General features: G+C 75.8%; 8 protein-coding genes. 6 read left to right on the plus strand and 2 right to left on the minus strand.

Going from position 1 to position 14,046, the window contains the following annotated elements:
• The first annotated feature begins 45 nt into the window (after positions 1-45).
• The 4 genes from ACQP10_RS32645 (at position 46) to ACQP10_RS32660 (ending at position 5,961) form a co-directional block, all read left to right on the plus strand.
• Positions 46-1,314 carry a siderophore biosynthesis protein gene (locus ACQP10_RS32645; RefSeq protein WP_399501714.1) on the plus strand — a complete coding sequence of 423 codons (1,269 nt, stop codon included), beginning with the start codon at positions 46-48 and terminating at the stop codon, positions 1,312-1,314.
• A 113-nt stretch (positions 1,315-1,427) separates the two neighbouring features.
• Positions 1,428-3,233, plus strand: coding sequence for an IucA/IucC family protein (locus ACQP10_RS32650; RefSeq protein ID WP_433540285.1), 1,806 nt, complete (start codon positions 1,428-1,430; stop codon positions 3,231-3,233).
• A complete protein-coding gene (locus ACQP10_RS32655) occupies positions 3,230-4,804 on the plus strand; it encodes an IucA/IucC family protein (protein WP_346019719.1) in 1,575 nt (524 codons plus the stop codon). Before ACQP10_RS32650 ends, ACQP10_RS32655 begins: the two co-directional genes overlap by 4 nt.
• A complete protein-coding gene (locus ACQP10_RS32660) occupies positions 4,801-5,961 on the plus strand; it encodes an alanine racemase (RefSeq protein WP_433540286.1) in 1,161 nt (386 codons plus the stop codon). Before ACQP10_RS32655 ends, ACQP10_RS32660 begins: the two co-directional genes overlap by 4 nt.
• Here ACQP10_RS32660 and ACQP10_RS32665 read toward each other — a convergent pair.
• Positions 5,937-8,105, minus strand: coding sequence for a HelD family protein (locus ACQP10_RS32665; RefSeq protein ID WP_433540287.1), 2,169 nt, complete (start codon positions 8,103-8,105; stop codon positions 5,937-5,939). The genes ACQP10_RS32660 and ACQP10_RS32665 overlap by 25 nt on opposite strands.
• Before the next feature lie 64 nt (positions 8,106-8,169).
• Here ACQP10_RS32665 and ACQP10_RS32670 point away from each other — a divergent pair, with 64 nt between their 5' ends.
• Positions 8,170-8,880 (plus strand): TetR family transcriptional regulator, encoded by a 711-nt coding sequence (locus ACQP10_RS32670; protein WP_346019064.1) that lies wholly within the window; start codon positions 8,170-8,172, stop codon positions 8,878-8,880.
• 206 nt (positions 8,881-9,086) lie between these two features.
• Positions 9,087-10,289 carry an erythromycin esterase family protein gene (locus tag ACQP10_RS32675; RefSeq protein WP_433540288.1) on the plus strand — a complete coding sequence of 401 codons (1,203 nt, stop codon included), beginning with the start codon at positions 9,087-9,089 and terminating at the stop codon, positions 10,287-10,289.
• Between the two features lie 42 nt (positions 10,290-10,331).
• Here ACQP10_RS32675 and ACQP10_RS32680 read toward each other — a convergent pair whose 3' ends face one another.
• Entirely contained in the window at positions 10,332-13,955 is a 3,624-nt protein-coding gene (locus ACQP10_RS32680) for an ATP-dependent helicase (protein ID WP_433540289.1), read from the minus strand.
• Positions 13,956-14,046: the final 91 nt, after the last annotated feature.

Consider the following 14,046-nt stretch of genomic DNA (forward strand, 5'->3'; position numbering starts at 1 on the left):
TGCACCTAGTTAGGTTAGCCTTACCTGCTATTCGGGGGCCCTGCATTGCGCCTGTACCTCACCGCGCTCAAGCCGACCGACTCGGTCACGGACGGGTTCCTCCCCGCGGCACGCGCGCTGGCCTGCGACGTCACGATCCTGACCGACCGCCCCGAGCAGTACGCGGCCTCCGGGGCCGAGGTGCTGCGGTGCGACGTCCGCGACGCCCGCGCGGTGATCGACCTCATCGCCCACCACCGCGCACCCGACGCGATCTTCTCCAACTCCGACCACATCCAGGCGGAGACCGCCCTCGCCGCCGCGTACTTCGGCCTGCCCGGCAAGGACTGGCGGGCCTGCCTCGCCGCCAAGAACAAGGCGCTCACCCGGCGGCGGCTGGCCGAGGCCGGGATCGAGACCGTCCGCTCGGTACGGCTGGCACCGGACGACCCGGTCCCTCCCGACCCGCCGTTCCCCGCGGTCGTCAAGCCGCGCGAGGGCGTGGCCAGCGAGGACGTCGTGCTGGTGGCCGACGCGGGCGAGCTCGCCGCGGCCGTGCGGGCGATCCGCGACCGGCGGCCGGGCGAGGCGCTGGTGGTGGAGGAGTATCTCGACGGGCCGCTGCACACGCTGGAGACCCTCGGCGACGGCACGAACCAGCGGGTGCTCGGCGGCTTCCGCACCACGCTGGGCCCGCCGCCGCACTTCGTGGAGGAGCGGCTCGACTGGGCGGACCCGCCCGGAAGGGAACACGTGCTGCGGGCCCTCGCCGCACTGGGCGTGGGCTTCGGGGCCTGCCACACCGAGTACGCGATGACCCCGGCCGGCCCGCGGATCATCGAGGTCAACTACCGGGTCATCGGCGACCACTGCGACTTCCTCCTCGCGGACCTGCTGGGCGTCCCGCTGTTCGAGCGTGTCCTCGCCGTCCACCTGGGCGAACGGGCCGACGCCGGACCGGGGGTTCCCACGGGAGCGACCCCGGACGGTCACGCGGGGACGGAGGGGACCGGACGGGGTCCGGGACCGGGAACCCCCGCGGACGGCGACGGCCTCGCGGGCCTTCCCGGCCGGCCCGCCGGGCACGGGACCGTACTGAGCCTGGTGGCCGGCCGCCCGGGGACCGTGACGGCGGCCCCCGGCGTGGTGGACCCCGCCCCCGGTGACCGGGTGCGGCTCTGGCACCGGCCGCTGCGCGCCGTCGGCGACCGGATCGAGCCGTCCAACACCAACCGCGACTACCTGGGCATCGTCCGCGCCATCGGCCCCGACCGGGCGAGCGTGGACGACGCCCTCGCGGCCTTCACCGCCACCGAACGATGGGAGGTCGCATGAGCCACGTGAACGGCGGGCGCGGCACGGACGGCAGGCGCCCCGCGAACGGCGGGCGTCGTGTGAGCGGCGGGCGCCCCGTGAGCGGTGCGCGCCCGGTGAAAGGGGGGCACGGCATGGACGGCGAGCACCGGACGGGCGGGGCCGGCGGGCGGGAACCGTACCTGGCGGCCCGGGTCCTGAACGCGTTGCTGCGCGAGGACTACGGCGGCCTGGCCGGGCGGGTCACGCGGAGCAGGGACGGCGTCGTGCTGCTGCTGCCCACCGGCCGGCAGGTACGGCTGATGGCGGGGTCGCCGTTCCAGGACTTCGTGGTCGCCCCGCAGGAGGCGCTGCGCCTGGCGGAGGTCCTGCACGCGCTGCGGGAGGTCTCCGCGCCCGCGGACGCCGCCGGGGTGGAGGCGTTCGCCCAGGAGTGCCGGGAGGCGCTGCGCGCCCTCGAACTCCACGACGCCCACCGCGAGGAGGTGTTGACCCGCCTCGCGCGCCGTACCCCGGCGGACCGGCGGACCGGCGGCGGTTCCGGCGGGCGGCTTCCGGACGCTCCCGGCACCGGTCCCGGTCCCGAGGCCGGGGGCGGGGGCGGGCCCCGCGGTGGAACAGGAGCCGGAGCCCGAGCCGGGAACGGTCCCGAGGCCGACGCCGGGCGGCTCGACGCGGTGCGCTACGAGGCGCTGGCCGCCTTCGTGGACCACCCGGTGTACCCGACGGCGCGCTGCCGGACCGGGCTGACCGACGAGGAGCTGGTGGCGTACGCGCCGGAGTTCGCGCCCGTCTTCGAGCTGCGCTGGGCGGCCGTGCCCCGGGAACGGGTCACCGGGGCGGCCCTGCCGTGCGCGCCGGAGTTCCCCGCGGTCGGGCTGCCCGGCGAGCTCGCCGGGACGCACGTGCTGTTCCCGGTCCACCCGCTGACCGCCCACGCGGTCGAGGAGATCCCGTGGGCGGTCCTGGCGCCGGAGCCGTACCTCGAGGTCCGGCCGACGCTCTCGACGCGCACGGTCGCGCTCGACCGGCGCACGCACCTGAAGCTGCCGCTGACCATCAGCACGCTGGGGCTGCGCAACCGGCGGTCGATCAAGCCGGAGACGCTGGCCGACGGGGCGCGGGGCGAGCTGCTGCTGCGCGGCATGCCCGACCCGCGGGTGCTGCTGGCCGACGAGCAGACCTACGCCCACGCCGGGCACGAGTACCTCGGCTGGATGTTCCGCCGCCACCCGGCCGGGGAGATCGTCCCGGTGGCCGCGCTGCCCGCTCCCCTGCCGGGCGGCGGGCTGGTCGCCGAGGAGCTCGCCGGACGGTGGTACCGGGGGGACATGGCGGAGATGCTCCAGGACTACCTGCGGCTGCTGTTCTCCTACAACGTGCGGCTCTTCGTCCGGTACGGCACCGCGCTGGAGGCCCACCAGCAGAACCTGTCGCTGGTGTTCGGCGACGGTCCGGCCAGGCTGCTGGTCAAGGACTACGACGGCCTGCTGACCTCCCCGGGGCGGCTGCGGGCGGCCGGGATCGAGGTGCCGGACTTCGCCGACGAGCGGATGCTGACCGACGACCCGCACGCCCTCGCCGACGTGTTCGTGACCATCACCCTGCACCTGGCCGCGACCGCGGTGACGTCCGTGGTGCTGCCGCCGCCGCAGGCGTTCCGGCTGGTCCGCGACGCCCTGGCCGAGGCGCTGGACGGGCACGGTTACGACCCCATGGCGCGGCTGCTGCGGGCCAGGACCCTCGACGCCGCCCGGCTGGTCGGCAAGTCGATGGTCACCGCCGGGACCCTGGTGGACAAGGCCCGCACCGGGGCACGCGACGTGAACAAGTTCTACGGCACCAGCGGCCCCAACTACCTGCGCCAGCTTCCCCCCGGGCCCCCGGCCCCCCGCGACGGCTCCGTCCGCGGCGCGGCCGGGAGAAGGGCGTCCTGTTGACCGGCCTCGCGCTCGACTCCCCGGCCGCCGCCGCCGAGGAGGCGTCGCTGGCCGCGCTGCTGCGCTGCTGCGTCCGGGAGGTGGCCGGGCCCCGCGGGCTGGTGTGGCACGCCGAGCCGTACGTGCTGCTGCGGGTGGCGGGCATCCTGCTGCGGGCCCGGGTGTACGGCGGGCTGGCGCTGCGGTTCGACGGACCGCCGGAGTGGCTGGAGGACGGCCGCTGGCGGCCTCTGTCGGTGGACCTGCTCGTCCGGCTCGTCGAACGGGAGCTGGGCGAGGCCGCGGACGCGGCGAACGAGGAGTTCGCGACCCAGGTGGGGGCGAGCCGGGAGGCCATGGCGGCGCTGGTCGCCGCCCGCCGGGACGTCCCGCCCCCGGCCGACCCGTGGCTCGCCTCGGAGCAGGGGCTGGTCTTCGGCCACCCGTTCCACCCCAGCCCGAAGGCGCGCGGCGACGCCGGCTGGCTGCGGCACGCCCCGGAGGCGCACGCGAGCTTCCCGCTGCGGCTGCTCGGGGTGCGCGACGACGTGCTGGCCGAGGCGGGCGACACCGGCCCGCTCGACGGGCTGGGCGCCGCGCCGCCGGGCTACACCCTCCTGCCGGCGCATCCGTGGCAGCTCGACCTGCTCGCCGCGGAGCTGGCCGCCCCGCTGGCCGACGGGAGGCTGGCGGACCTGGGAAGCGCCTCCCGGGCGTCGGTCCCCACCTCGTCGGTCCGCACGGTCTACGAGCCGGGGATCGACCGCTGCCTGAAGTTCAGCCTGGACGTGCGGATCACCAACTGCGTCCGGAAGAACTCCTGGTACGAGCTGGCGGGCGCGGTCGAGCTGACCCGGCGCCTCGCACCGGTGTTCGCCGGGCTGGCCGAGCGGTTCCCCGGCACCCGGTGGCTGCCCGAGCCCGGCTACCGCTCCGCCGCCCTGGGCACCCGGCTCCTGGAGGGGCTGAGCGTGATCGTCCGGGCGAGCCCGTGGTCGGTCTGCCCGCCGGGGGTGACCCCGCTGCTGAGCGGCGCGCTGGCCGCCACCGGTGACCGGCCCGCCGACCCCGCGCGGTGGTGGCGGGCCTACGTGGAACGCGTCGCGCCGCCGGTGCTCGACGCCTACCTGACCCACGGCGTGGTGCTGGAGGCCCACCTGCAGAACGTGCTCGTCGGCGTGGACGCGGCCGGGCTGCCGGTGGAGGCCGTCTTCCGCGACCTGGAGGGCGCCAAGCTCGTCGCCGGCCGGCACGACCTCGCCGGGCTGCCGGACGAGGTCGCCGCGGCGCTCACCTACGACGAGGAGGGGGGCTGGAACCGGGTGGTCTACTGCCTGATGGTCAACCACCTGCCGGAGATCGCCGCCCGGCTGGCCGGTCCCGATCCCGGCGCGGCACGGGAGCTGTGGGCGGTGGCCGGGGAGGTGCTGGCCGGGTACGCCGGGTCGCGCGGACGGCCGCGCCGGCTGTCGGACCTGCTGGCGGGCGCCCCGCTGCCCGCCAAGGCCAACCTCTCGGTCCGGTGGGCCCGCGCCGCCGACCGCCGCGCAGGGTACGTGCCGGTCGCCAACCCGCTGGCGATGATCTCGTGACGGCCGTCGTCCCGCCGTACGGCCCGGCGCCCGCCGCTCCGGGTCCGGGCGGCGCGGGAGCGACCCCGGAGCCGAGTCGCGGCGCCCCGCCGTACGGCCTGGCGCCCGCGGACCTGCCCGCCTACGTCTACGACCTCGCCGCGCTCGACGGGCACGCCGCCGCGGTGCGGGCCGCGCTGCCGGGCATCGAGCTGTACTACGCGGTCAAGGCCAACCCCGACCCCGAGCTGCTGCGGGTGCTGGCCCGGCACGTGGACGGCTTCGAGGTCTCCTCGGCGGGTGAGCTGGCGCACGTGCGGGGGCTGCTGCCCGATGTCCCGACGGCCCTCGGCGGGCCGGGCAAGACCGAGGCGGAGCTGACCGCGGACGTCACCCGGCTGCACGTGGAGAGCCCCGGCGAGCTGCGGCGACTCCTGGCCTCGGGCCGCCGCGCCGACGTGCTGCTGCGGGTCAACCTCGACGTGCCGGTGGGCGAGGCGTCGCTCGCCATGGGAGGCGGCGCGACGCCGTTCGGCATGGACCCCGCCGACGTCGCCCGATGCGCGGCGGCGCTGGAGGGACAGGACAGGGTACGGCTGCGCGGCGTCCACGCCCACCTGGCCAGCGGGCTCGCCGCCGCCGAACTGCTGCGGCTGGCCGGGGCCGTGCTGGAGTACGCCCGCGCGCTCGGGGTGACGGAGGTCAACCTCGGCGGCGGCATGGCGGTGTCCTACGCCGACCCGGACGACCGGTTCGACTGGCGCTCCTACGGCGAGGGCCTGGCGCGGCTGCGCCGTCCGGGCGAGGTGCTGCGGATCGAGCCGGGGCGGTCCCTGACCGCCTACTGCGGGCGGTACGTGACGCGGGTGCTCGACGTCAAGCGGGTCCACGGCGAGCTGTTCGCCGTGGTCGCCGGGGGCACCCACCATCTGCGCACGCCCGCCGCCAAGGGGCACTCCCAGCCGATGGCCCCGCTGCCGCCGGGCGGGCCGGTCACGATCGCCGGGCAGCTGTGCACGCCCAAGGACGTCCTCGCCCGCCGGGCGCCGGTCGCGCTGGCCCCCGGTGACGTCGTGGAGTTCATCATGGCCGGCGCCTACGCCTGGAACATCTCCCACCATGACTTCCTGATGCACCCGCCGCCGTCGTTCCGCTACCTGGGGCGGCCGTCGGCCTGAGACGGCAGCGGACGGGAATCCGGCACGGCGGTCCGAGACGGCAGCGGGCGGGAATCCGGCACGTCGATCTGGGGCGGCAGCGGGCGGGAGTGCAGCACGTCGAGCCGGGAGACCGCGCGGGTGAGCGCCACGTAGAGCCGGTTGAGCCCGCGCTCCTCGGCCTCGGCGATGGCCGCGGGCTCGGCCACAACCACGTGGTCGTACTCCAGCCCCTTGGCCATCGTCACGGGCACGACGGTCACCCGGGCCGGGCCGCCGCCGGCGTCGGGCGCGGCGTCCCCATCGGCGTCGGCGGACGCGGTGCCGCCGACGTCGGGCGCGGCGTTCCCTTCGGCGTCGGCGGTGACGGCCGCGGCCGGGACGCCGCCGTCCCGCAACGCCGCGGCCAGCGTCCCGGCGTCGGCGTCGGCGGCGATCACGCCGACGGAGCCCTCGTGCCGCAGGGCGTCGCGCACCGCCTCGACGACGGCGCTCCGCAGGTCCGGCGCCTGCCGTACGCGGAGACGCCCGTCGGACCGGAAGGACCGCGTCGGCGGGACGTCGGCCTCCAGCGCGCCGAGCAGGCGGTTGGCGAGCTCGACGACGGCCGCCGGGACGCGGAAGCCGGTCGTCAGCGCGACCACCCGGGCCTCGGGCTTGCCCAGGTGGGCCAGGTGCTCCGGCCAGACGCGGGCGGCCCACGGCGTCGTGCCCTGGGCGAGGTCGCCCAGCACGGTGACCGAGCCGTACTCGCTCCTGCGGGCGACGGCCCGGCACTGCATCGCCGACAGGTCCTGCGCCTCGTCGACGATGACGTGGCCGTAGCCATCGGGCCGCTCCAGCAGGCCGGCGACCTCGTCGAGGAGGACGGCGTCGGCCGCGGACCAGCGGGCGCTCCGGAACGTGCGGGGCGGTCGCGTCCACAGGATCGCCGCCTGCTCCTCGGCGGTCAGGATCCCGTCGGCCGCCGCGGCCAGGGCCGCGGGGTCGCCGAGCAGCCCGGCCACCACCTCCTCCGGCCGGACGGCGGGCCACACCTCGTCGACGAAGGGCCGCACGGCCCGGGTCACCGTACGGGTCCAGGCGGTGCCGGTGGTCCGCCCGCGGGCCTCCGCCTGCCGCCGCACCGCGTCGACAACGCGTGACGTCACCCGCTCGCGCCCGACCCCGTACGGCGGCGCCTCACGCCGGGTGTCGTCCACGATCCGGCGGAACTCCTCCTCGGGGATCCGCCGGCGGTAGGACCCGTCGGGCACGGCGATCGGCCCGGTGGGCCTGCGCACCCGCCCGTACAGCGCCCGGCGCAGCACCTCGGCCATGCGGGCGTCATGCTTGACGCGCGCCGCGGCCTCACCGTCGCGGCCGGACACCGGGACCCGGGCCAGCAGCCGCTCCACCGTGGTCTGCTCGACGTCGACCTCGCCCAGCGCGGGCAGCACCGCGGAGATGTAGCCGAGGAACGCGCGGTTGGGGCCGAGCACCAGCACGCCCCCGCGCTCCAGCCGCCGCCGGTGGGCGTACAGCAGGTAGGCGGCGCGGTGCAGCCCGACGGCGGTCTTGCCGGTGCCGGGAGCGCCCTGGACGCAGATCGACTCGGCGAGGTCGGCGCGGACCAGGTCGTCCTGCTCCGGCTGGATGGTGGCGACGATGTCGCGCATCGGGCCGACGCGGGGACGCTCGATCTCGGCCGCCATGATGCGGCTCGCGGCCCCGAGTTCCTCGCCCCGGTCGAGCCGTTCGTCCTCGAAGCCGGTCAGCGTGCCCTCCGCCCAGCCGAAGCGTCTCCGTACGGCGACGCCCCGCGGATCGCGGGCGCCGGCGCGGTAGAACGCCCGGGAGACGGGGGCCCGCCAGTCGATCACCAGCGGCGGACCTCCGCCCTCGCCGGAGATGTGGCGCCGGCCGATGTGGTAGCGCCGGCCGCGGTGCTCACCGGCGTCGGCGCCGGAGCCGAAGTCGAGGCGGCCGAAGAAGGGCGGCCCGCCGGTGTCCTCCTGGAGCTCCTTGGCGAGGCTCTTCAGGTGACGCCCGAGCCGTTCGGCGCTGTAGCGGTCACCCGCGACGTGCTCGCCGACGACGACGTTGAACCGCGCGCCGTCGATCATCGCGCGCAACGCGGCCTCGCACCGCGCGACGTGGACCCGCTCCTCGTCCAGTTCCGTCATCGGCACTCCAATAAGTTAACTCGGTTAATATATTGACCAAGTTACACCTTGCTAGGCTGAGCGGGTGACAGGACTGCGGCACCTCAAGAAGCAGCGGACCCACGAGGCCGTCTCCGCGGCTGCGATCTCCCTGTTCCTGGAGCGGGGGTTCGACGCCGTCTCGGTCGCCGAGGTCGCGGCGGCGGCCGAGGTCTCCAAGCCGACCCTGTTCAAGTACTTCCCGACCAAGGAGGACCTCGTCCTCCACCGCATCACCGACCACCGGGGAGAGGCCGCGCGCGTGGTGCGGGGGCGCGGGCCGGGCACGGACCCGCTGACCGCGCTGCACCGGCACTTCCTGGACGGGCTGGCCCGCCGCGACCCCGTCACCGGCCTGAACGACGACCCTGAGGTGCTCGCCTACCACCGCATGATCTTCTCCACCCCCAGCCTGGCGGCCAGGCTGATGCACCACATGACGGCCGACGAGGAGGCGCTCGCCGGCGCGCTCACCGAGACCCCCGCGGGTCCCGGGGGCATTGGCGGCCCGGAGGGCGCGGAGGGACCCGACGGCTCCGGCGGTTCCGATGGTTCCGGCGGCTCCGGCTCCGGGGCCATGGACGACCTCGTCGCGCGTCTCGTCGCCGGCCAGGTGCTGGCCGTCCAGCGGGTGCTGGCCCGCCGCAACTGGGCCGAACTGGTCGGCGGGCGGACGGCCTCGGAGGTCCACCCGGAGGCGGTGACCGCCGCCGACCGCGCGTTCGCCCTGCTGCGCGACGGACTCGGCTCCTCCTGACGCGCCCGTCACCGGGTTCGGTCTCCCGACGTGCCCTCACCGAGCCGGCTTCCCCGGCGGGCCCGTCACCGGACTCGGCGGATCTCCCACCACGTGGCCCCGCAACCTGCCCGAGCGCCGATCCGCCGTTTTGAAGGTTTCGCCTCGTAAGGTCGTCGCCACCGTGGAAAAGTCTCAACTGTTCGTTCAAAGATAGCGTCGAAGGCATGGTCACCGACATGAAAGACGCCGTCCATGCCGCCGACGCGGCCACCGTCATGAGCCTGCTCCCCGCCCGGCCGCGGGTGGTCGCCCTGGGCGAGCCCACCCACGGCGAGGACATCCTCCTCGACGTGCGGAACGAGCTCTTCCGGCAGCTCGTCGAGCGGGAGGGCTACCGGACGATCGGGATCGAGAGCGACTGCCTGATGGGCCTGGTCGTGGACGACTACGTCACCTCGGGCACGGGCACCCTCGACGAGGTCATGGAACGCGGCTTCAGCCACGGGTGGGGAGCCTTCGCGGGAAACCGCGATCTCGTGCGCTGGATGCGCGAGCACAACGACGGCAGGCCGCCGTCCGAGCGGGTGCGCTTCGCCGGTCTCGACGGCCCGCTGGAGATCAGCCACGGCGCGAGCCCCCGCCAGGCCCTCACCGCGCTGCACGACCACCTCGCGGCCCGGCTGGACGCGGACCTGCTCCCCTGCGACGCGGAGACGCTCGACCGCCTGCTCGGCGCCGACGAGCGGTGGGCGAATCCCGCCACGATGATGGACCCGTCCCAGTCCGTGGGGCGATCGGCCGAGGCCGGGGAGCTGCGGCTGCTCGCCGACGACATGGTGGCGCTGCTCGACGCGGAGACGCCGCGCCTCGTCACGACGTCCTCGCGGGAGGAGCGGGACCGGGCCCGCCTGTACGGACGCGCCGCCGTCGGCCTGCTGCGCTACCACCACTGGATGGCCGACACGTCGCCCGGCCGCATGCCGAGACTGCTGGGCCTGCGGAGTTCGATGATCGCCGCCAACCTCCTCGCCGTCGCCGAGCGGGGCCCGGTGCTGGCCCACGCCCACAACGTCCACCTCCAAAGGGGCAAGAGCACGATGCGGATGGGCGACACGCCGTTCGAGTGGTGGAGCTCCGGCGCGATCGTGAGCGCCCACCTGGGCGAAGAGTACGCCTTCCTGGCCACGGCCCTCGGCACGATCCGGCACCGGGGAGTGGACGCACCGCCCCCGGACACCGTCGAGGGGCTCCTGTACGCGCTCCCCGAGGACCGCTTCCTCCTCGACCCCCGCCGGCTGGCCGCCGCCCTCGGCGACACGCCGCCCGCCCCGCGCGTCTCCCCCTGGTTCGGCTACATCCCGATGGACCCGGCCTACCTGACCGGGGCCGACGGGATCGTGTTCGTCAAGGATCTCCCGCCGGACTAGCCTCCCCGGACCCGGCGCGGCGGTCACCGCCGGAACGGCGTGTCAGCCGATGACGGGGACCGACTCGATGAGCGCGACCAGGCCGCGCTCGTCGAGGAGGTCGGCCGGACGGACGGTCTCGTTGGACCGGACGTAGTGGAACGCGGCGCTCACCGCCGGCAGGGGAACACCGGCCAGGTGGGACCAGGCCAGGCGGTAGGCGGCGAGCTGCACCGACGCGGCCGACTCCGCCTTGCGGCCCTCGGGGCGGCGGCCGGTCTTCCAGTCGACGACCTCGTAACGGCCGTCCGGGGTCTGGAACACCGCGTCCATCCGGCCCCTGACCAGCCGGTCGGCGATCATCGTCTCGAACGGCACCTCGACCTCGATCGGCTCCCGGGAGGCCCACTCGCTCTCCTCGAACCGGGCGCGCAGCTCCTCCAGCCGGGCGTCGGCCTCCTCGAAGCCGTCGTCGAAGGCACCGGGCAGGTCGAGCTCGTCGATCAGCCGCTGCTGGCCCCAGCGCGACTCCAGCCAGCTGTGGAAGGAGGTGCCCCGGCGGGCCAGGGGCGCGGGCTTCCGCGGGACGGGGCGGCGGATCCGCCGGGCCAGGGCCTTGGGGTCGGAGGCCAGCGTGACGAGCGAGGAGACGGTCAGGTGGGTGGGCAGCTCCACCCGGCCGGTGCCGCGCCGCCGGTTGGTCTCCCGCTCCCTGAGCAGCAGTTCGGTGTCGCGCGCCCACGCCCTGGCCCGCTCACGGTCCCAGCCGCGCAGCTCGGCGAGGGTCCTGGCGTGCCGGTTGCCCGGATCGTCCCCGAACCCGGCGAGGTGGGCGGCCTGGTCGGCGATGGTCACCGCCACGTCCTCCCGCCCGTCCGGAGAGGGTGCCGGAAGCCCGCCGGCGGAGCCCTCGGGACGCTCCGGAGCGTCCGCTGAGGGATCCCAGGCGTCCTCCGGAACGTCCCAGGGGTCGTCCGGGAAGGGGACCTCCTCGTCCTCCGGCGGGAGCTGCGGGAGAGGTATGTCGCCGAGCGGCTCGTGCGGGCCCGCCGTACCGGCTACGGGTCCGCCCGCCGTACGGCCGGCGCCGGCCGGGTCCGCGGGGGCGTCGCCGCCGGTGAGGGCGGCGAGGGCGGCCTCGACCAGGGTGGCGCCGTCGAGGACGGCCGCGTAGCGCGCGTCGTCGGGGCTGACCGGCCAGGCCGACTCGGCGGGTTCGGCGAGCAGCGGGTTGGCGGCGTCCTCGGCCGCCTCGGGCGCCCAGGCCGCCACCCGGCCGCAGGTGTCGCGGATCTCCAGCAGGAACTCGGACGGCAGGAGCGGCTTGGACCCGGTGCCCCAGCGGTAGCCGGAGGCGATCAGCAGGTAGTGGGCGCGGGTGACCGCGACGTAGGCCAGGCGGCGCTCCTCCAGCAGGTCGCGGTCGCGGCAGCGCTCGTCGAAGCCGGCCAGCTCCTCCTTCGACAGCCCGGTCAGCCGGGGCAGGTCGGAGGCGTCGCCGCGCAGCTGGTAGGGCAGCTTGCGGGGGTTCTCCGTCCACCTGGGGCTGGTCGTCGGGCGGGCCGGGAAGATCGTGCCCACGGTGAGCGTCCCGGCCTTGGACAGCGCCTGCGACATGCCGGGCACCACGACGACCGGCCACTCCAGGCCCTTGGAGGCGTGGACGGTCATCAGCTTCACGCTGTTGCTCTCGCCCACCCGGCCGGCGTCCAGGCCGTTCTCCTCCTCGTCGGCCGCCTTCAGGAACGCCAGGAACGCCCCCAGCGTCGGGTCCTCGGAGTCCCCGGCGAACCGGGCGGCGGCGTCGAGGAACGCGTCGAGGTCGGCGCGGGCGGCGAACGGGCCGACGGCCGTCCCCCGGGCCGCCACCTCGATGTCCAGGCCGAGCCTGCGCTCGATCTCGGCGATCAGGTCGGGCAGCGGCTGTCCGGTGTGGGCGCGCAGGGTCCGTAGCTCCTGCGACATGGCCAGCAGCCGCACCCGGGCCAGCGGCGAGAACGCCTCCTGCCACTCGGGGCGGTCGGGCAGCTCGTCGAGGGCGTCGACCAGGCTGCCGCGTTCCTCGGCGAGGTCGGCCACGACCTGGTCCAGCGGGTCGGACCCGGGGGACGGGGCCTCGGACTCCTCCCGGTGCTCGCGGTTCAGCTCGCGCGCCCGGTCGCCCAGCTCCTTGAGGTCGGCCGGGCCGATGCGCCAGCGCGGGCCCGACAGCAGGCGCACCAGGGCGTCACCCGCCGACGGGTCGTAGACCACCCGCAGCGTGGCCACCACGTCGGCGACCTCCGGTACGGCGAGCAGCCCGCCCAGGCCGACCACCTCGACCGGGATGCCGCGGGCCTCCAGCGCCCGGCGCAACGCGGGGAACTGGGACCGTTTGCGGGCCAGGATCGCCACGTCGTGGGGTTGCAGGCACTGCGGGCCGCCCCAGGCGCTCTGCTTGGCCTTCTTGCGCTCGCCGTCACCCCACGGCAGGCCGTCGGGCGCGCTCTCGCTGCCCAGCAGCCGCGAGATCTCGGCGGCGACCCACTCGGCCTCGTCGTCGGCGGTCTCGTGGAAGGCGCACACCACCCGGCCGCGCTGGACGCGGTTGCCGCCCGGCACCAGCACCGGCACGTCCCGCGACTCCATCCGGAGCGGGAGCTGCACCCGGGCCGCGACGTCCAGCACGGCGTCGCCGTTGCGGAAGCTGACCGACAGGAACCGGACCGGGGCCGGCTCCCCGGAGGGGGTGCGGAAGTCACGGGGGAAGCGGCTGAGGTTGCCCGACGACGCGCCGCGCCAGCCGTAGATCGACTGGCAGGGGTCGCCCACGGCGGTCACCGGGTGACCGCCGCCGAACAGCGAGCGCAGCAGGACGAGCTGGGCGTGGCTGGTGTCCTGGTACTCGTCCAGCAGGACGACGGCGAACCGGCCCCGCTCGATCTCGCCGACCTCGGGATGCCCGGCGGCGATCCGGGCGGCCAGCGCCATCTGGTCGCCGTGGTCGACGACCTCGCGCCGCCGCTTGAGCCTGCCGTACGCCTCCACCAGCGGCAGGAGCTGCTCGCGGGCCCGCTGGGTGACCAGCGGGCGGCGCTGGGCCAGGGTGGGCGAGCCGGGCAGCTCGCCGTAGCGGTCGGCGAGCCAGGCGCCGACCTCCCGCACGTCCGCCGGGGTGCGCAGGTGCTCGGCCAGCTCGCCGGCCAGCTCCAGCACCGCCCGGGTGACGGTGGCCGGGCCCCACTCGATCTGCTCCATCGGCCCGTCGTAGCCGCTGACCACCCGCTGGGCGAGCTGCCAGGAGACGGCCGGGCTGATCAGGCGCATGGTCGGCTCCAGCGCCTCGCGCAGGGCGTGGTCGGTGACCAGCCGGGCCGCGTAGGCGTGGTACGTCGAGATGGTCGGCTCGCCCTCCAGCAGCTCGGCCGGGACCTGCGCGGCGGCGACCAGGCCGTTGAGGCGCTCGCGGACCCGGTGGGCCAGCTCGCCCGCGGCCTTGCGGGTGAAGGTCAGCCCGAGGATCTGGTCGGGGCGGACCAGGCCGTTGGCCACCAGCCAGACGACCCGCCCCGCCATGGTCTCGCTCTTGCCGGACCCGGCGCCCGCGACGACGACCATCGGCTCCAGACCGGCCTCGATCACCTCGGCCTGCTCCGGGGTCGGGGGGAGGATGCCCAGCTTCTCGGCGAGCTGGATCGGGCTCAGCACGCGGCGCCCCCGCACGGTACGGCACGGCCCGCCGGAGGGCGGCGCGGGGTGACGCGGGACGCCGGGGAACGGCGCGGCACGTCCCCGCGCC

The sequence above is a fragment of the Streptosporangium sandarakinum genome (assembly GCF_050942225.1).
GTDB lineage: Bacteria > Actinomycetota > Actinomycetes > Streptosporangiales > Streptosporangiaceae > Streptosporangium > Streptosporangium nondiastaticum.